Genomic DNA, 17,402 nt, shown 5'->3' on the forward strand with positions numbered 1-17,402 from the left:
GAATGGCAGCGGCGAATGCTTTCCCGCGTGAAAAGTCCTAAGGCTGTATCGCATCTGCCATCTGTGAAATGATAAGATGGCGATGAAGCAGCCGGAGGAACGCATGACGAAGAAGACGCTGTCGGACTGGGCGGAGCTTGCTCAGAAGGAGTTACGCGCCTCACCCGACACACTGACCTGGCAGACGCCGGAAGGCATCGCCGTCAAGCCGCTTTATACCGCCGATGACCTCGAAGGCGCCGAGCACCTCGGCTCGCTGCCCGGTTTTTCGCCTTTTACGCGCGGACCGCGCGCGACGATGTATGCCGGCCGGCCATGGACGATCCGCCAGTATGCCGGCTTCTCCACAGCGGAGGAATCGAACGCCTTTTATCGTCGCAATCTCGCCGCCGGCCAGAAGGGCCTGTCGGTCGCCTTCGATCTTGCCACTCATCGCGGTTATGACAGCGACCATCCCCGAGTCGAGGGCGATGTCGGCAAGGCAGGCGTTGCGATCGACAGCGTCGAGGACATGAAGATCCTGTTCGACGGCATCCCGCTGGGTGACATGTCGGTTTCGATGACCATGAACGGCGCCGTCATTCCGATCCTCGCTTCCTTCATCGTCGCCGGCGAAGAGCAGGGCGTGCCGCGGGCCGAGCTGTCGGGAACGATCCAGAACGACATCCTCAAGGAATTCATGGTCCGCAACACCTATATCTACCCGCCCGAACCTTCGATGCGGATCGTTGCCGACATCATCGACCATACGGCAAGGGAGATGCCGAAATTCAACTCGATCTCGATCTCCGGCTATCACATGCAGGAGGCCGGCGCGACACTGGTCCAGGAGCTTGCCTTTACGCTGGCCGACGGCCGCGAATATGTCAGGGCGGCGATCGCCAAGGGTCTCAACGTCGATGATTTTGCCGGAAGGCTCTCCTTCTTCTTTGCAATCGGCATGAACTTTTTCATGGAGGCGGCGAAGCTGCGCGCCGCCCGGCTGCTCTGGACCCGCATCATGCAGGAGTTCCAGCCGAAGAAGGCATCCTCGCTGATGCTGCGCACGCATTGCCAGACCTCCGGCGTGTCATTGCAGGAGCAGGATCCCTACAACAACATCGTCCGCACCGCCTTCGAGGCGCTGTCGGCCGTTCTCGGCGGCACGCAGTCGCTGCACACCAATTCCTTCGACGAGGCGATTGCACTGCCGACGGAATTTTCCGCCCGCATCGCCCGCAATACTCAGCTGATCCTCCAGCATGAAACCGGCGTGACCAAGGTGGTCGATCCGCTGGCCGGCTCCTATTACGTCGAAAGCCTGACGAAGGAGCTTGCCGACAAGGCCTGGGCGCTGATCGAAGAAGTGGAAGCGCTCGGCGGCATGACAAAGGCTGTGAACGAAGGTTTGCCGAAGCGGCTGATCGAGGAAGCAGCCACGCGCCGCCAGGCGGCCGTCGACAAGGGCGAGGAGGTCATCGTCGGCGTCAATCGTTACAGGCTCGACAACGAACAGCCGATCGACATTCTGGAGATCGACAACAGCGCGGTGCGTAGCGCGCAGATCAGACGGATCGAGGAAACGAAGCGGCGTCGTGATGGCAACGCCGTGCGCGAGACGCTGACCGCCCTGGCGGGGGTCGCGCGGAGCGGCAGGGGCAACCTCTTGGAAGCCGCCATCGAGGCGGCGCGGGCCCGCGCCACGGTCGGCGAAATCTCAGATGCCATGCGGGATGCCTTCGGCGATCATGCCGCAACGCCTGAGGTTATCACCGGCGTCTATGGCGAGGCCTATGACAACGAGCCGGAACTTGCGGTGTTGAAGACCCGCATGGCGGAAGTCACGGAAGCGATGGGGCAGCGGCCGAAAATCATGGTCGCTAAGCTCGGTCAGGACGGTCACGATCGTGGCGCCAAGGTGATCGCTTCGGCCTTCGGCGATATCGGCTTCGATGTGCTCGCCGGGCCGCTGTTCCAGACGCCGGATGAGGCTGTCGAGATGGCGATCAACGAAAAGGTCAATGTCGTCGGCGTTTCGTCGTTGGCGGCGGGTCATCGGACGCTGCTGCCGAAGCTGATCGACAGGCTGAAAGAGCAGGGCGGTGACGACGTCATCGTCGTATGCGGCGGCGTCATCCCGCGGCAGGACTATGAATTCCTGCACGAACACGGCGTTGCAGCCGTGTTCGGTCCGGGCACGAACGTTCTGGAAGCGGCAAACTCCGTCCTCGACCTGCTGCAGGGCAGGCGGCGAAATCAATAGCTCCTAGCATTTGCGCAATTCCGGACGCAAAACCGCTTCGCACTTTGGCTGGAATTGCTTAGAGCAACCCACGCTTTGCGAGGTTGCGCATCAGCGCCGAAATGCCGAACGTCCAAGGCGGGCATTCGGTGCAGAGGCGCACAGTGTTGACGAGCGCGCCGAGGCCGGCCGAGGAAATCTCGACGACGTCGCCGATCTTGTGGGTGAAGCCCTGCTTCGGCGCGTCGCGGTCCTGGGTTGGAGCAAACAGCGTGCCGAGAAAGAGCATGAAACCGTCGGGATATTGATGATGGGACCCAAGCGTCTGTTTGACGAGATCGGCCGGATCGCGGCTGATCTGCGACATCGAACTCTTGCCATGCATTACGAAGCCATCGTCGCCGGTCACTTTCAAATCGAGTTCGGCCTTGCGCACGTCATCCAGTCCATAGCCGTCATCGAACAACCGGACGAAAGGTCCGATTGAGCAGGAGGCGTTGTTGTCCTTTGCCTTGCCGAGCAGCAGTGCCGAGCGGCCCTCGACGTCACGCAGATTGACGTCATTGCCGAGCGTCGCTCCTTTGATCTCGCCGCGGCTGTTAACCGCCAGCACGATTTCCGGCTCGGGATTGTTCCAGGTCGAGATCGGATGCAGGCCGACGTCGGCACCCCAGCCGACGGAGGAGAGCACCGGCGCCTTGGTGAAAACCTCGGCATCGGGACCGATGCCGACTTCGAGATATTGCGACCACATGCCCTCGTCGATCAGCGCCTGCTTGACTTTGGCGGCCTCAGGCGAACCGGCCCTGAGATTGGTGAGGCTGCCGCCGATCAGCGTGCTGACGCGTCCGCGGATCGAGGCGGCGCGATCGGGATTGCCGGCGGCTTTCTCCTCGATGACGCGCTCGATCATCGACTGGGCGAAGGTGACGCCGCAGGCCTTGACCGCCTGCAGGTCGACAGGCGCCAGCAGATAGGGGCGAGTTTCATCCGGCGCTCCGGTGCTGTTGGCGGCGATTTCATCCAGTGAGCCGATCGCCCTGCCTTTGGCAGCGCGGACGAAATCGGCGGCATCCTGCCGCTCAAGCAGGGCGCTCAGCGTCGGCGTCTCACGCGACGTGATGTCGACCAGCAGGCCCTCCCGTGATGTCACGACGCTCGGCCCGGCAACCTCGGAATTCCAAACGCGGCCGACCAAAAGACCACCCGAAGCGGCGGCATCGAGAACAGAACGAGACATGGCGATCTTCCATCACAGCGAGCTGGAGGCGCTCTTTGAAATTTCCCGGGGTCGTCGCCGCCCTCCAGCCCGGCGGCCGCCGAAATCGATCACATTCGCGGAGGCCGGGCAAGATCTACTTGGGAAAAAGACTTTGGCCCGATCGTATCGACGGCGGGCTTCCAGCGGACTTCCCAATTGTAGAAAGCCCGCAAAATAACTATTTAGATACAAAATTATTGTTATCTTTCATGTATTTAATTCTTCAGATAAGCTCTTTCACTCCTGGTCTTGCCTTGACAGGCGCCAGCTTTCGTTATCTGTTTTGCCCAACATGCAGATGCTGGCGTCAGCCGGCGCTCAGAAAATCCCGGGAGGATATTGCAGCGATGTTGAGATTTGCCGTCGTCGGAATCGACCATGGGCATACGTTCGATCACGTGAAGGGCTTGCTGGCTGCAGGCGGCGAGTTTGTCGGCTACTGCCCCAAGACTTCGGTGCCGGCATTGCGCGAGGCCTTCGAGAAGACCTATCCGGATGCGCCGCAGATCGACCGGGAAAAGCTGTTCGACGATCCGTCGATCGACGTCATCTGCATTGCCGCGATCCCGCGCGACCGTGCCGGGCTTGCGATCCGCGCGATGAAGGCAGGCAAGGACGTGATGACCGACAAGCCCGGTGTCACGACCTTCGCCCAGCTCGAAGACGTCAGGCGCACTGTCGCCGAGACCGACAAGATTTTCTCGATCTGCTTTTCCGAACGCCATTGCGTGCGCTCCGCCGTCAAGGCCGGCAAGCTCGTCGCTGACGGCGCGATCGGCAAAGTGATCCAGACGCTCGGTGTCGGTCCGCACCGGCTGCAGCTGCCCACCCGTCCGGATTGGTTCTTCGAGCCCGAAGCCTTCGGCGGTATCATCGTCGACATCGCCTCCCATCAGGTCGACCAGTTTCTGTTCTACACCGGTTCGACCTCGGGCGAGGTCATCGCCAGCTCGATCGGCAATTTCGGCATGCCCGAAAAACCGGCCTTTCAGGATTTCGGCGAAGTTCTCTTACGCTCAGACAAGGCGGCGGGCTATGTCCGCGTCGATTGGTTCACGCCGGAGGCACTGCCGACCTGGGGCGACGGGCGCCTGACCATCCTCGGCACCGAAGGTTATATCGAGCTGCGCAAATATATCGATATCGCCGGCCGGCCGGGCAAAGACCACCTCTTCCTCGTCAATGGCAAGGAAATGACCCATATCGATTGCAGCGGCGAAAAGCTCGACTATTTCGATGCTTTCACCGCTGACGTCGGCAACCGTTCGCAGACAGCGATGACGCAGGATCACGTGTTCGAAGTCTGCCGCCTTTCGCTCGAAGCCCAGGCGAAAGCCGCGCGCATCGGCGCCCGCTGAGGAGGATATCATGGCGAGGAAATTGCGCGTCGGCGTCATTGGCGCAGGGATTGCCGCGCGGCATCTGACGGGCTTCGGCTGGAACAAGGAGCTTTTCGAGGTTCCCGTGCTCTGCTCGCTCGACGAGGACCGCGGCAAAGCGGTGTGCGAGGAATTTGGTATTGCCGAATATACCCAGGATGCGGATTCACTGTTTGCCCGGAACGATCTTGATATAATCGACATTTCGACGCCGCCGAGCTCGCATTTCGAGCTCTGCCGCAAGGGCATCGAATCCGGCAAGCACGTGATCTGTGAGAAGCCGCTCTTCGGTTCGATCGCCGAGGTCGACGAAATGGCGGGCGTCCTCGCCCGCTTCCCCGGCCGAAAGCTGATGCCGATCTTTCAGTATCGCTACGGTTCCGGCCTGCAGAAGCTGAAACTGCTGATCGAGCAGGGCCTTGCCGGCAGGCCGTTCCTGACGACGATCGAGACCCATTGGTGGCGCGGTCCGGATTATTACGCCGTGCCGTGGCGCGGCAAATGGGCGAGCGAACTCGGCGGCGGCCTTCTCGGCCACGCGATCCACGCCCATGACATGCTGAATTACGTGCATGGCCCCTGCGCCGAGGTATTTTCCTACGGCGCGACGCTGGTCAATCCGATCGAGGTTGAGGACACGGCAGCCCTTTCGGTGAAGATGCAGAACGGCTCGCTGGCGACGCTTTCGATGACGCTCGGTTCGCGCAAGGAGATCTCGCGGCTGCGTTTCTGCTTCAGCGATCTCGTCGCCGAAAGCATCCTCGAACCCTATACGATGGGCCGCGACCCCTGGGTCTTTACCGCAGGGACCGAGGAACACCAGGCGCGGGTCGATGCGGCGCTCGCCGCCTATGTGCCGGGCGAAGACGGCTATACCCGCCAGTTTGAACTGTTCCACCGGGCGATCGTCGAAGACACCGAGCCGCCGGTGACATTGCAGGACGCCCGCAATTCGCTGGAACTTGTCACTGCCGCCTATTTCTCGCAGCGCACCGGCAAGCCGACGCCGATGCCGATCGCCGCCGATCATCCGCTCTATCGCTCCTGGCTTCCGGAAGAACAGGGCAGGACTGCCGGCCTCTGAGCGAAGAAGGATAAAGGCGAGCAGGGGCTTCGGACGTGGAATTCCAACGAGGCCTTCGAAACGGTCAAATGGGGGATGCCAGGCGGCGCTTGGCGTCCAACTTGAAGCGCTTCTTGATCCGATCGACGCGCGTTCCGTCCAGAAGCGGAACTTGAACAAGCCTGTCATAGGGCTCGAAGCCCATCTTCGAGTAATAGGCAAGGCCGGTGACATTGTCGGCACGAATGGTCGCATTGATGAATTCGAGCCCGAGCTCCTCGGCTGCTGCCCGCGTTGCCGGAAAAAGGGCGCGGCCGACGCCGGATATCTTCGGGTTCATGCGGGCAAATGTTGCAATATCGGCATAACCTTGCGGTGGATCGCCATATAGGCTCAGCGACTGAAAGCCGGCAAGCGACCGATCATGTTCCACAACATGGCAGACAAGGGGAAATTCGCCGTCGATGAACCAGTCTGCGAACTCCGCGACTGTAAGCGGTGTCTCGAGCGCAGTTGTTCCGCCGACCAGAATGATCTCGTTCAGGAGACCGCACAGTTCCTCAGCGTCGGCGGATACCGCTTTGCGAACATGCATGTCTTTGGTCACCCCATCTGTGGATCGAGAGCGTAGCGATGCCCGCGATAGAACACAACAGACGACCCACCTGCTGCTCCCATCAATTCTTGCTCATCCTCTCGCAACCGGAACTGAAAGAAGCACCATGCTAAAATCCTTCGAACATATCGGCATGACCGTCAGCGACATGGAGCGTGCCGTTGATTTTTACTGCGGCTTGCTCGGCCTGCGCCTGCATCTGCGCAAAAGGATGGCCGATGGCGCCGAGATAGCCTTTCTTGATGCCGGCGGCGGTATGCTCGAGATTTTCGCGCCGGCCGGCGGTGCGGCACGGGCGGTCGACGTGCCTGAGGGCACGTCCGGCCTGCGTCACCTGACCTTCCTGTTCGAAAATGTCGAGGAGACGTTCGCCCGCTTGAAAGAGGCCGGCGTCGAGGTCAAGGAGCGCCCGCGCCCGGCAGTCAACGCCGAAGTCCTGCACAAGGTAGCCTTCCTGCGCGATCCGGATGGCATCCAGATAGAACTCGCCGAAAAGATAAGTCCTCAGCCGCATGTATAACGGCGACGAGGCGGAGGTGAATCAATTGCGGAAGGCGCCGGCCGGCATCGTCGTCACCAGCCGGATGTCGCGGCGGAAATCGGACGGCGACATGCCGGCGATATGGCGGAAGGATTTGTTGAAGGCGCTGATCGAGCCGAAGCCGCTGTCCATCGCTACCTGCAACACGTTGGCGCCCTCGCTCATCAGCATCGCCTGGGCGCGCGACAGCCTGAGCAGCGTCACATATTTGCTCAGCGTCATGCCGGTCGACCGCTTGAACAGGTTCATCGCATATTTCGGATGCAGGTCGGCGGCGCGGGCGATATCGACTGAATCGATGTCCTGCAGGAAGTTTGCGGCGATGAAATCGCACATGCGCGCGACACTGCGAGAGGAATTGGGATGCGGCTGATCGCCTTCCAGGCTGACGGCCGTCTTCGACATTGTCATCGAATAGGGTTCGAGCGCGATGCGCTCGATGCGCAGCAGCAGTTCGTCGACCGCGTGCTGGGCCTTGGCGGCATCGCCAGACTTTGAATAGCGAGACCAGCGGGCGAAGTTCTCGTCGTCGGCGGCATCGGTTGCCGAGGTCAGCAGAGTCTCGCCCTTCATCAGCCGGCTGGAAATGCTGATCGGCAGACGCAGCCGGAAGAAATAGATGAGCGGCAGATGTGCGCCGGCATAGAGCGAATCATCCGAGGATTCGTCCATCTGATGCGGCTGCCCGCCCCAGAAGAGGCAAATTTGGCCGGCGCTCAGCCGGAATTCGTGGTCGCTCATCCGATAATGAACGGTGCCGCGCATCACGTAATTAACCTCGACCTGCGCATGCCAGTGCGGCATGGCCATGACGAGCGGATGGGCATGAAACATCTGCAGCGCCGTCGGGGAACCCTCGATGCTGCTTGCGCCGGGCTGATAGATTGCACTCGTGCCGACCTTACTTTCCGCCAAATCCATATTCCTTTTTTAGGAGACAGCCGCTCCCTTGCGGATAGTCTAACCGCGTTCGTGAAAGATCGGCAATTGAAAAGGGAGGATTTTCAATGCGCTTCAAACTTCTCGCTGCGACCGCAGCTGTCGCACTGCTTGCTTCCGGCTCCGCCTTCGCGCAGTCGGCCAATCTAACCATCTGGAGCTGGAATGTCGCCGCATCGGCATTGAAGTCCACGCTCCCCGGCTTCAACAAGCAGTTTCCCGACATCAAGATCACCGTCGAGGACCTCGGAAACAGCCAGGTCTTCGACAAGACGCTTGCAGCCTGCGCCGCCGGCGGCGACGGCCTGCCCGACATCGTCAGCATCGAGAATTTCGAGGCTGAAATCTTCTGGAGCCGGTTCCCGGATTGCTTCGCCAATCTGAAGGAGCTCGGCTACACGCCCGAGATCCAGGCGAAATTCCCCGACTTCAAGCGCACCGAGCTCGAAGTCGGCGATGTCGCCTATGCCATGCCGTGGGATTCCGGTCCTGTCGCCGTCTTCTACCGCCGCGATTTCTATGAAAAGGCCGGTGTCGATCCGAGCACGATCAGCACCTGGGACGATTTCATCGCCGCCGGCAAAAAGGTTTCCGCCGCCAATCCCGGCGTCGTCATGGCTCAGGCGGACTTCAACGGCGACAGCGAATGGTTCCGCATGATCGCCAACGAACAGGGCTGCGGCTATTTCTCGACCGACGGCCAGAACATCACCGTCAACCAGCCGGCCTGCGTCGCCGCGCTGCAGAAGGTGAAGGAGATGAAGGATGCGGGCACGCTGACCGCTGCCAACTGGGACGAAAAGATCCAGGCCAATACCGCCGGCAAGGCCGCAAGCCAGCTCTATGGCGGCTGGTATGAAGGCACCGTGCGCTCGACGTCTCCCGATCTCAAGGGCAAATGGGGCGTCTACAGAATGCCTAGCCTGACGGCCGACGGTCCCCATGCCGCCAATCTCGGCGGTTCATCGCTCGCCATTTCGGCGGCTTCCGCAAACAAGGAGGCGGCCTGGAAATTCGTCAACTACGCCCTTGGTACGAACGAGGGTCAGGTCACCATGCTGAAGGAATTCGGGCTGGTGCCGTCGCTGCTTGAGGCCGAGAAGGATCCTTTCGTCAATGAGTCGCAGCCCTATTGGGGTGGCCAGAAGGTCTGGGCCGATATCCTCGCGACACTGCCGAAGATCGTGCCGAGCCGCGGCACCGCCTTCCAGAGTGATGCCGAGGGCATTTTCAGGGCAACGCAGGCGAAATTCTTTGCCGGCGGCTATCCCGATGCGAAGGCGGCTCTCGACGATGCCGCAAACCAGATCGCCTCGGCCACCGGACTTCCGATCGCGCAATGAATGACGATGCCGGGCGCCTGAAGCGCCCGGCTTTTCCCGGCCTGCAACGCGGCTGGTCATTCGTTCGTAAGGAGGAGGCTCGATGCCGTTCAGAACCCGGAGCGCCTATGCGTTCCTCGCCCCCTATCTGCTGATCTTTGCCACCTTCTGGGTCTGGCCGATCATCAATTCGTTCCTGATTTCCTTTCAGAACACGCGCATCAACCCGTGGAAATACAGCTTCCAGGCCAATTGGGGCCGGCTCTTCTACGATCCGGCCTTCTATAACGCTCTTTACAACACGCTGATCATCCTGGTGATCCAGGTGCCCGTCATGATCGCGCTGGCGACGGTCATGGCCGTCATGCTCAATTCGCCGCTCTTGAAAGCGCGCCCGCTTTTCCGTTTCGCCTTTTTCGCCCCCGTCGTCGTCGGGGAGGTCGCCTATGCCGCAGTATTCCGGCTGATGTTCAGCCTTGATTTCGGCATCATCAACAAGATGATTTCAGCGGTCGGCTTCAGCCCGGTCTCCTGGTTCGACAACGCCAATGCCGCGATGGGAGTGATCATTCTCGCCGTCACATGGCGCTGGGCGGGCTATAACGCCATCATCATCCTTGCCGGGCTTCAAGCCATTCCCGACGATGTCTACGAGGCGGCGACGCTCGACCGGGTGAGCAAGGTGCAGCAATTCTTCCACATCACCCTGCCGCTGCTGAAACCGATCATCCTGTTCTGTGTGGTGCTCTCGGTGATCGGCACCATGCAGCTCTTCACCGAACCCTTCCTCATCACCAATCGCGGCGGTCCGGGCGGCGGCACGGAAACACTCGGCCTCTTCCTTTATCGCCAGGGTTTCACCGCGCTTAACTTCGGTTATGCCTCGGCAATCGCCTATACGATGGCCGCTCTCGCCGTGGTGATTTCTCTTCTCAATCTCTGGATCGGGAGGGACCCGAAATGAAATCCAAGTCGCAATCCCTTCTCGCCCGTCAGCTCGCGCTGCACGCCGTGCTGGCGCCGCTGGCGCTGATCTGGCTGTTTCCGCTCTGGATGATGTTCGTCTTCTCGACAATGCCCGACAACGGCATCTTCAGCCCCGACATCGTGCTGTGGCCGTCGACCAACTTCGTCGAGAATTTCAAGAACCTGCAGGCCGATACCGATTTCATCGGGGCAATGGTGATCTCCATCGGCGTGGCGCTCATCTATACCGTGCTCTCGGTGATGCTGACTTCAATGGCCGGCTGGGCGCTGGCACGTTATCGTTTCGTCGGCCGCGCCGTCGTCATCGCGATCATCCTCGGCACGATCACGCTTCCGTTCTCCGTGGTCGTCATTCCGCAATTCATCATGGTGGCGCGCGAGTTCAAGCTGGCAAACACCTGGGTGGCTCTGATCGTGCCGCCGCTCTTCAATTCGCTTGGCGTCTTATTCATGCGGCAGTCCTTCTCGATGATGCCTGGCGAACTGTTCGACGCGGCCCGCGTCGAGGGCGTCAAGGAATGGCAGATCTTCCTGCGCATTGCCCTGCCGCTGGCGCGCCCGACGATGGCGGCGTTGGCGATCATTCTCTTCCTGCATTCATGGAACAATTACCTCTGGCCGCTGCTCATCAATTCCAGACCGGGGATGATGACGGCGCCGGTGGCATTGGGAACGCTGATCGGCCTCACCAAGGTCTCCTGGGGTGGCATCATGGCCGGCGCGGTGCTGCTGACGGCGCCGATCCTCGTCGTGTTCGTGGCTCTCCAGCGCCATTTCATCGCCGGCATCGCGGCCGGCGCAATCAAGTAATCGGGGGCCGCATGGCAGAGCTTTCACTCAGCAACATCGTCAAGCGCTTCGGCGGCTTTGAGATCATCCATGGCGCCGATCTGGAGGTCAAGGACGGCGAATTCGTCGTCTTCGTCGGCCCCTCCGGCTGCGGCAAGTCCACGCTGCTCAGGATGATCGCCGGCTTGGAGGATATTTCATCGGGCGAGCTTCGGATCGCCGGCAAGGTCGTCAACGACGTCGAGCCGGCCGACCGCGGCATCGCCATGGTCTTCCAGTCATATGCGCTCTACCCGCACCTGACCGTCGAGGAAAATTTGAGCTTCGGGCTGCGCATGAACGGCAATCCGAAAGCCGACACCGAGCGGCGTGTGGGCCGTGTTGCGGAAATCCTGCAGATCACCGAGCTGATGAAGCGCCGCCCGAAGCAGCTTTCCGGCGGCCAGCGTCAGCGTGTCGCGATCGGCCGCGCCATCGTCCGCGAACCCGAGGTTTTCCTGTTCGACGAGCCTTTGTCGAACCTCGACGCGGAGCTGCGCGTGCAGATGCGCGTCGAGATCTCAAGGCTGCACAAGCAGCTCGGCACCACGATGATCTACGTCACCCATGACCAGACGGAAGCGATGACGCTTGCCGACAGGATCGTCGTGCTGCGCGCCGGCAATATCGAACAGATCGGCGCGCCGCTCGACCTCTACGACGATCCCGCCAACCAGTTCGTTGCCGGATTCGTCGGCTCGCCGAAGATGAATTTCTTGAAGGCGTCGGTGGTCGAGGCCCAGCTGGGCAGGGCGGTGATCGCTCTGGAAAGCAATCCGCAGACGCGCCTGCCGCTGCCCGTCGCGGATCCCGTCGAAATCGGCGCGAAGGTGACCCTCGGCATCCGGCCCGAACACTTCGTCGATGCGGGTGCTGGCGATGCCGATCTCACAGTCGCCGTCGATGTCGCCGAACATCTCGGCAATACCAGCTACATCTACGCCGCCATCGGCGACGAACAGCTGATCATCGAGCGGCCGGAATCGCGCACGACAGGCAATCGCGAGACACTGACGGTCGGCCTTCCCGCTAGCCGCACATTCCTTTTCGACGGCGCCGGCAAACGGCTTCGCTAAACCAAATCCCAAGGCAGAAAGACGAAAGAGGTTTCCATGACTTCCGAGCAACCGATCCGCTGGGGCATCATCGGCCCCGGCACCATCGCCCGCACCTTTGCAGACGGCGTAGCCCATTCGCGCACGGGCAAACTGGTGGCGATCGCCACCCGCAATCCTTCCAAGCCGGGACTTGCCGAAAACTTCCCCGGCGCCCGCATCGTCAACGGCTACGAGGCGCTGCTTTCCGACCCCGAGGTTGATGCGGTCTATATCTCCGTGCCCCATACTGGCCATGCCGAATGGGCGATCAAGGCCGCACGCGCCGGCAAGCATATCCTCGTCGAAAAGCCGATCGCGCTTTCAGCCTATGATGCCGAAGCCGTTTATTACGAAGCCAAAAAGGCTGGCGTCTTTGCCGGCGAGGCCTTCATGTACCGGGTGCATCCGCAGACGGAGAAGCTGGTCGAGCTCATCAAGAGCGGCGTCATCGGTACGATCCGCATCATCCGCTCGAGCTTCGGCTTCAACATGGGCAGCTATAAACCCGAACACCGGCTTTTCGCCAACGATACCGCCGGCGGCGGTATTCTCGATGTCGGCGGTTATCCGGTGTCGATGGCGAGACTGATTGCTGGCGCCGCAGAGGGCAAGGCCTTCCTCGACCCGGAGAAGGTTTCGGGCGTCGCCCATCTCGGAGAGAGCGGCGTCGATGAATGGGCCTCCGCCGTGCTCAAATTCCCGAACGGGATCATCGCCGAAGTCTCCTGCTCGATCATGGCCCAGCAGGACAATGTGTTGCGCATCATCGGCTCCGAGGGCCGCATCGAAGTGGCGGACTTCTGGTTCGCATCCGGCCACAAGGGCGGCGTCGGCAAGATCGAGATTTTCAAGGGCGGCAAGCAGGAGACGATCGAGGTCAGGGAAGAGCGCTGGCTCTATTCCTTCGAGGCAGACGCGGCGGGCGACGCCATCCGGGCCGGCAGAACCGAGTTCAGTTCTCCTGGCATGAGCTGGGCGGATTCGATCGCAAACCTGCGCGTGCTCGACCAGTGGCGCGCCTCCGTCGGTCTCGAATATGGCGTCGAGAAAGCCGTCAAGCGCACGTCCAATATATCAGGCGGCGCGGTCACGCGCGGCGACAGCATTCCGCAGCGACAGATTCCGGGCATCTCCAAACCCGCTTCGGTCGTGACCCTCGGCTTCGAATTCTTCCCGAATTTCGCCGCCGCTTCACTAACGCTCGACGCCTTCTACGAGGCCGGCGGCAATGCCTTCGATACGGCCTTTGTCTATGGCGCCGGCAAGACGGAGGCGATCTTCGGGGACTGGCACACCAGCCGCAAGGTGCCGCGCGAGGAGATCGTGCTGATCGGCAAGGGCGCGCATTCGCCGCTCTGCTATCCCGATATGATCGCAAAGCAGCTCGACCAGTCGCTCGGCCGACTGAAAACCGATTATGTCGACATCTATTTCATGCATCGCGACAATACCGACGTGCCGGTCGGCGAGTTCGTCGATGCCATGGATGCCGAAGTCAAGCGCGGCCGTATCCGCGGCATCTTCGGCGGTTCTAACTGGACGCGGGCGCGTTTCGACGAAGCGATCGCCTATGCTGAAAGAACCGGCAAGGCAGCGCCGGCGGCGCTTTCCAACAACTTCTCGCTCGCCGAGATGCTCGATCCGATCTGGGCCGGCTGCGTCGCCGCCTCCGATGACGACTGGAAGAAATGGCTGAACGAGAAGCAGATTCCGAACTTCGCCTGGTCCAGCCAGGGGCGCGGCTTCTTCACCGACCGCGCCGGCCGCGACAAACGGGACGATGAGGAGATCGTCCGCGTATGGTATTCCGAGCGCAATTTCGGACGCCGTGACCGCGCCATCGAGCTCGCCAACAAGCTCGGCCGCAACCCGATCCACATCGCGCTCGCCTACGTGATCGCCCAGCCTTTCCCGGTCATTCCGCTGATCGGGCCGCGCACCATCGCCGAATTGGAGGACAGCCTCTCGGCCCTCGACATCAAGCTGACGCCCGATCAGGTGAAGTGGCTGGAAGGCTGATCCAATAGAAAGCTGCCCCTCACCCTAGCCCTCTCCCCGTAAACGGGGCGAGGGGACGTGCCAAATGTGACGTCGAGATTGAGGAGACGGTGCGGATATCCCTTCGCCCTGCAAGCGGGGAGAAGGTGCCGGCAGGCGGATGAGGGGGCTCGTGCCGAGGATGACGCCGAGTAAAGGAGCGAGGCTGTTCCTAAATTGAGGGCGCGGTGCGGGTCGCGCCCTTTGTATTTCTACTTGCGCAGCTCGGAAGCCCTCTTCCTGGCTGCATCGTCCATCAGCTCATACCACATGGCATTGAGGACGGCGAAGGCTGCTGCCAACGGCAGGCCGAGGATCCATGCGAAGTACCACATTGTTTCGTCTCCTTCAGTAGGCGTGACTGTTCTTGTCGGTGACGGACTTCTCGTCGATCTTGCCCCACAGAACCTTATAGACCCAGGCCGTATAGGCGACGATGATCGGCAGGAAGATCGCCGTCACCACCAGCATGATGAACAGCGTTAGATGGCTGGAGGATGCGTCCCAGACCGTCAGGCTCGATCGCGGATCGAGCGAGGAGGGCAGGATGAACGGGAACATCGACAGGCCGAACGTCGAGATGATGCCAAAGATCGCGACTTTGCTGAAAAGCAGCGTCATCACCTCGCGCCTTGCCCGCATGGCGATAAAGGCCAATGCCGCGCCGCCGAAGCCGAGAACGGGCGCCACGATCATCCAGGAATGGGCGGTGTAATTGGCAAGCCAGGCGCCGTTCTCGAGCACCACCGTCTTCAGCAGCGGATTGGAAGGGCCGATCGGGCTGATATCGCTGGTAATGCGATATCCGCCAACGCCGGTCCACAGGAAGAGGCCGCCAAGAGCAAAGAGCACGATGGCGGCAAGCGCGGCGATGCTGCCATAACTCCTAGCGCGTTCCGCGACCGGGCCGCTCGCCTTCAGCACCAGCCAGGCCGCGCCATGCATCGTCAGCATGGCGACGGAGAGCAGGCCGCAAAGCAGCGCATACGGGTTGAGCAGAGCGAAGAACGAGCCTTCGTAGAAGATCCGCATATCGTCGGCAAAGCGGAACGGCACGCCCTGCAGCACGTTGCCGACGGCAACGCCGAAAATAAGCGCCGGCACGAAGCCGCCGATGAAGAGCGCCCAGTCCCAACCGTTACGCCACCGGGCACTTTCCCGCTTCGACCGGTATTTGAACCCGACCGGGCGCAGGATGAGCGCGAAAAGGATGGCGAACATTGCAAGATAAAAGCCCGAGAAAGAGACCGCATAAAGCGGCGGCCAGGCGGCGAAGATGGCGCCGCCGCCAAGGATCAGCCAGACCTGGTTGCCCTCCCAGGTGGCGCCGATCGTGTTGATCGCCACGCGCCGTTCCGTATCGGTTCTGGCGACCAGGGGCAGAAGCGTGCCGACGCCGAGGTCGAAACCGCCCGTCGTCGCAAAGGCGATCAGCAAGACGCCGAGCAACAGCCACCAAGTCAGACGCAGGGTTTCATAATCGATGAGTTCGTGAAGGATCATGGCAGTTCACTCCGCGGCCGGGACGAGGGTTTCGGAAATGAGGACGGCTTCCGGCTCGTCGTCCGGCTCCGGTCCCTGTCTGATCGCCTTGATCATCAGGCTCATTTCCATGACGATCAGCACCGTGTAGAGCGCGGCAAAACCGATGATCGTCAAAAGCACGGTGCCGGCGCCGAGGCTGGAGACGGCGGCAGCCGTCGGCAGCACGCCTTCGATGACCCAGGGCTGGCGGCCGAATTCGGCAACTACCCAGCCGAGTTCGATGGCGACCCAGGGCAGCGGGATCGCCAGCACGGCAATCCTCAGGAGCAGCGGGTACTTGTCGAGATGGCGCCGCGCCGATAGCCAGAAGAAGGTCGCCGTCAGCAGGATAAAGAAGATACCGAGGCCCACCATGATGCGGAAGGACCAGAAGAGCGTCGGCACATGTGGGATCGTATCACGCGCCGCCTGAACGATTTGCGCATCGGTCGCCTGGCGCGGATCGTCGACATAACGCTTCAGAAGAAGCGAGTAACCGAGATCATGGCCGAGATCCTCGAAGGAGGTCCGCACCTCCTGTGCTACCTGATCCTGCGCGGGTGCTGCGCGTATCTGCATCAGCGCGTCGTATGCCTTGATGCCGTCGCGGATACGGGTTTCGGCCTGCTGTTCGAGCTTGTCGATGCCGGGGATCTCTGTTGTCAGCGACCTTGTGCCGATCAGGCCCATGACCCACGGGATATGCACGGCAAAATGCGTCTCCCGCGCTTCCTGATCCGGGAAGCCGAAAGCGGTGAAGGCGGCCGGAGCCGGCTCCGTCGTCCACATGCCTTCGATCGCGGCGAGTTTCATCTTCTGGTTTTCGGTCGCGAGATAACCGCTCTCGTCACCCAAAACGACAACGGACAGCGCCGAGGCAAGGCCGAAGGAGGCGGCGACCGTCATCGAGCGCTTGGCAAGTTCGATATGCCGGCCCTTCAGCACATACCAGGCCGATACGCCGAGCACGAAGATCGAGGCACAGACATAGCCTGCCGACACCGTATGGACGAATTTCGCCTGGGCGACCGGATTGAAGACGACGTCGAAGAAGCTTGTGATCTCCATGCGCATCGTCTGCGGATTGAGCGCCGACCCCACGGGGTTCTGCATCCAGCCATTGGCGATGAGAATCCAGAGTGCGGAAAAATTCGAGCCGAGCGCTACCGCCCAGGTGGCGACGAGATGGCCGACCTTCGACAGCTTGTCCCAGCCGAAGAAGAACAGGCCGACGAAGGTCGCCTCGAGGAAAAAGGCCATCAGGCCTTCGATCGCCAGCGGCGCGCCGAAGATGTCGCCGACATAATAGCTATAGTAGCTCCAGTTCATGCCGAACTGGAATTCCATGACGATGCCGGTCGCGACGCCGAGCACAAAATTGATGCCGAACAGCGTGCCCCAGAATTTCGTCATCTGGCGCCAAATCTGGCGGCCGGTCATAACGTAGACGGTTTCCATGATCGCCAGCAGCACGGACAGGCCGAGCGTCAGCGGCACGAACAGGAAATGGTAAAGCGCCGTCAGCGCAAATTGGAAGCGCGAAAGCGCTACGATATCTAGTTCCATTGTCTTTCTCCCACGGTCCCA

General features: G+C 61.2%; 15 protein-coding genes. 9 read left to right on the forward strand and 6 right to left on the reverse strand.

Features of this window, described 5'->3' with window-relative positions; genetic code table 11:
• Nucleotides 1–103: 103 nt before the first annotated feature.
• Entirely contained in the window at nucleotides 104–2,242 is a 2,139-nt protein-coding gene (gene scpA, locus GA0061105_RS11270; RefSeq protein WP_092750343.1) for a methylmalonyl-CoA mutase, read from the forward strand.
• Nucleotides 2,243–2,300: 58 nt separating this feature from the next.
• Here the strand turns inward: scpA and GA0061105_RS11275 are convergent, their stop codons facing one another.
• On the reverse strand, nucleotides 2,301–3,461 hold the full coding sequence (locus GA0061105_RS11275) for a fumarylacetoacetate hydrolase family protein (protein ID WP_092750208.1): 1,161 nt from the start codon (nucleotides 3,459–3,461) through the stop codon (nucleotides 2,301–2,303).
• Nucleotides 3,462–3,829: 368 nt separating this feature from the next.
• On the opposite strand from GA0061105_RS11275, the gene GA0061105_RS11280 reads away from it, so the two are divergent.
• Both GA0061105_RS11280 and GA0061105_RS11285 read left to right on the forward strand, forming a co-directional pair.
• Nucleotides 3,830–4,840: a Gfo/Idh/MocA family protein gene (locus tag GA0061105_RS11280; RefSeq protein WP_092750210.1), complete on the forward strand. Its 1,011-nt coding sequence runs from the start codon at nucleotides 3,830–3,832 to the stop codon at nucleotides 4,838–4,840.
• Nucleotides 4,841–4,850: 10 nt separating this feature from the next.
• On the forward strand, nucleotides 4,851–5,945 hold the full coding sequence (locus GA0061105_RS11285; protein ID WP_092750212.1) for a Gfo/Idh/MocA family protein: 1,095 nt from the start codon (nucleotides 4,851–4,853) through the stop codon (nucleotides 5,943–5,945).
• A gap of 64 nt (nucleotides 5,946–6,009) precedes the next feature.
• On the opposite strand, the gene GA0061105_RS11290 is transcribed toward GA0061105_RS11285, so the two are convergent.
• On the reverse strand, nucleotides 6,010–6,519 hold the full coding sequence (locus GA0061105_RS11290; protein ID WP_092750214.1) for a GNAT family N-acetyltransferase: 510 nt from the start codon (nucleotides 6,517–6,519) through the stop codon (nucleotides 6,010–6,012).
• Nucleotides 6,520–6,646: 127 nt separating this feature from the next.
• Between GA0061105_RS11290 and GA0061105_RS11295 the strand changes: the two genes are divergently transcribed.
• Nucleotides 6,647–7,060, forward strand: coding sequence for a VOC family protein (locus GA0061105_RS11295; RefSeq protein WP_092750215.1), 414 nt, complete (start codon nucleotides 6,647–6,649; stop codon nucleotides 7,058–7,060).
• A 21-nt stretch (nucleotides 7,061–7,081) separates the two neighbouring features.
• On the opposite strand, the gene GA0061105_RS11300 is transcribed toward GA0061105_RS11295, so the two are convergent.
• Nucleotides 7,082–8,002: a helix-turn-helix domain-containing protein gene (locus GA0061105_RS11300; protein WP_064696689.1), complete on the reverse strand. Its 921-nt coding sequence runs from the start codon at nucleotides 8,000–8,002 to the stop codon at nucleotides 7,082–7,084.
• 86 nt (nucleotides 8,003–8,088) lie between these two features.
• Here GA0061105_RS11300 and GA0061105_RS11305 point away from each other — a divergent pair, with 86 nt between their 5' ends.
• The 5 genes from GA0061105_RS11305 (at nucleotide 8,089) to GA0061105_RS11325 (ending at nucleotide 14,273) form a co-directional block, all read left to right on the forward strand.
• Entirely contained in the window at nucleotides 8,089–9,363 is a 1,275-nt protein-coding gene (locus GA0061105_RS11305; protein ID WP_092750216.1) for an ABC transporter substrate-binding protein, read from the forward strand.
• Between the two features lie 82 nt (nucleotides 9,364–9,445).
• Nucleotides 9,446–10,306 carry a carbohydrate ABC transporter permease gene (locus tag GA0061105_RS11310; protein ID WP_092750217.1) on the forward strand — a complete coding sequence of 287 codons (861 nt, stop codon included), beginning with the start codon at nucleotides 9,446–9,448 and terminating at the stop codon, nucleotides 10,304–10,306.
• Nucleotides 10,303–11,139, forward strand: a complete 837-nt coding sequence (locus GA0061105_RS11315) for a carbohydrate ABC transporter permease (protein ID WP_092750218.1) — start codon at nucleotides 10,303–10,305, stop codon at nucleotides 11,137–11,139. The genes GA0061105_RS11310 and GA0061105_RS11315 overlap by 4 nt, the downstream gene beginning before the upstream one ends.
• Nucleotides 11,140–11,150: 11 nt before the next feature.
• A complete protein-coding gene (locus GA0061105_RS11320; protein ID WP_092750219.1) occupies nucleotides 11,151–12,233 on the forward strand; it encodes an ABC transporter ATP-binding protein in 1,083 nt (360 codons plus the stop codon).
• Nucleotides 12,234–12,269: 36 nt separating this feature from the next.
• Complete coding sequence (locus GA0061105_RS11325) at nucleotides 12,270–14,273, forward strand: aldo/keto reductase (RefSeq protein ID WP_092750220.1); 2,004 nt, start codon at nucleotides 12,270–12,272, stop codon at nucleotides 14,271–14,273.
• 230 nt (nucleotides 14,274–14,503) lie between these two features.
• Here the strand turns inward: GA0061105_RS11325 and cydX are convergent, their stop codons facing one another.
• Genes cydX through GA0061105_RS11340 form a run of 3 tightly spaced genes read right to left on the reverse strand, consistent with a single transcriptional unit; the run spans nucleotide 14,504 to nucleotide 17,381 of the window.
• Entirely contained in the window at nucleotides 14,504–14,626 is a 123-nt protein-coding gene (gene cydX / locus GA0061105_RS11330) for a cytochrome bd-I oxidase subunit CydX (RefSeq protein ID WP_064696683.1), read from the reverse strand.
• Nucleotides 14,627–14,639: 13 nt separating this feature from the next.
• Nucleotides 14,640–15,794, reverse strand: coding sequence for a cytochrome d ubiquinol oxidase subunit II (gene cydB, locus GA0061105_RS11335; protein WP_092750221.1), 1,155 nt, complete (start codon nucleotides 15,792–15,794; stop codon nucleotides 14,640–14,642).
• Nucleotides 15,795–15,800: 6 nt separating this feature from the next.
• Entirely contained in the window at nucleotides 15,801–17,381 is a 1,581-nt protein-coding gene (locus GA0061105_RS11340; RefSeq protein WP_092750222.1) for a cytochrome ubiquinol oxidase subunit I, read from the reverse strand.
• Between the last annotated feature and the right edge of the window lie 21 nt (nucleotides 17,382–17,402).

This window comes from Rhizobium aethiopicum (assembly GCF_900094625.1).
GTDB classification, from domain to species: Bacteria; Pseudomonadota; Alphaproteobacteria; order Rhizobiales; family Rhizobiaceae; genus Rhizobium; species Rhizobium aethiopicum.

Excerpts from the sequence above, each read along its gene's own strand:
- GA0061105_RS11295 (WP_092750215.1), top strand. The coding sequence starts at position 6,647 with ATGCTAAAATCCTTCGAACATATCGGCATGACCGTCAGCGACATGGAG.
- GA0061105_RS11325 (WP_092750220.1), top strand. The coding sequence starts at position 12,270 with ATGACTTCCGAGCAACCGATCCGCTGGGGCATCATCGGCCCCGGCACC.
- cydX (WP_064696683.1), bottom strand. The coding sequence starts at position 14,626 with ATGTGGTACTTCGCATGGATCCTCGGCCTGCCGTTGGCAGCAGCCTTC.
- cydB (WP_092750221.1), bottom strand. The coding sequence starts at position 15,794 with ATGATCCTTCACGAACTCATCGATTATGAAACCCTGCGTCTGACTTGG.
- GA0061105_RS11290 (WP_092750214.1), bottom strand. The coding sequence starts at position 6,519 with ATGCATGTTCGCAAAGCGGTATCCGCCGACGCTGAGGAACTGTGCGGT.
- scpA (WP_092750343.1), top strand. The coding sequence starts at position 104 with ATGACGAAGAAGACGCTGTCGGACTGGGCGGAGCTTGCTCAGAAGGAG.
- GA0061105_RS11285 (WP_092750212.1), top strand. The coding sequence starts at position 4,851 with ATGGCGAGGAAATTGCGCGTCGGCGTCATTGGCGCAGGGATTGCCGCG.
- GA0061105_RS11320 (WP_092750219.1), top strand. The coding sequence starts at position 11,151 with ATGGCAGAGCTTTCACTCAGCAACATCGTCAAGCGCTTCGGCGGCTTT.
- GA0061105_RS11310 (WP_092750217.1), top strand. The coding sequence starts at position 9,446 with ATGCCGTTCAGAACCCGGAGCGCCTATGCGTTCCTCGCCCCCTATCTG.
- GA0061105_RS11305 (WP_092750216.1), top strand. The coding sequence starts at position 8,089 with ATGCGCTTCAAACTTCTCGCTGCGACCGCAGCTGTCGCACTGCTTGCT.
- GA0061105_RS11275 (WP_092750208.1), bottom strand. The coding sequence starts at position 3,461 with ATGTCTCGTTCTGTTCTCGATGCCGCCGCTTCGGGTGGTCTTTTGGTC.
- GA0061105_RS11315 (WP_092750218.1), top strand. The coding sequence starts at position 10,303 with ATGAAATCCAAGTCGCAATCCCTTCTCGCCCGTCAGCTCGCGCTGCAC.
- GA0061105_RS11280 (WP_092750210.1), top strand. The coding sequence starts at position 3,830 with ATGTTGAGATTTGCCGTCGTCGGAATCGACCATGGGCATACGTTCGAT.
- GA0061105_RS11300 (WP_064696689.1), bottom strand. The coding sequence starts at position 8,002 with ATGGATTTGGCGGAAAGTAAGGTCGGCACGAGTGCAATCTATCAGCCC.
- GA0061105_RS11340 (WP_092750222.1), bottom strand. The coding sequence starts at position 17,381 with ATGGAACTAGATATCGTAGCGCTTTCGCGCTTCCAATTTGCGCTGACG.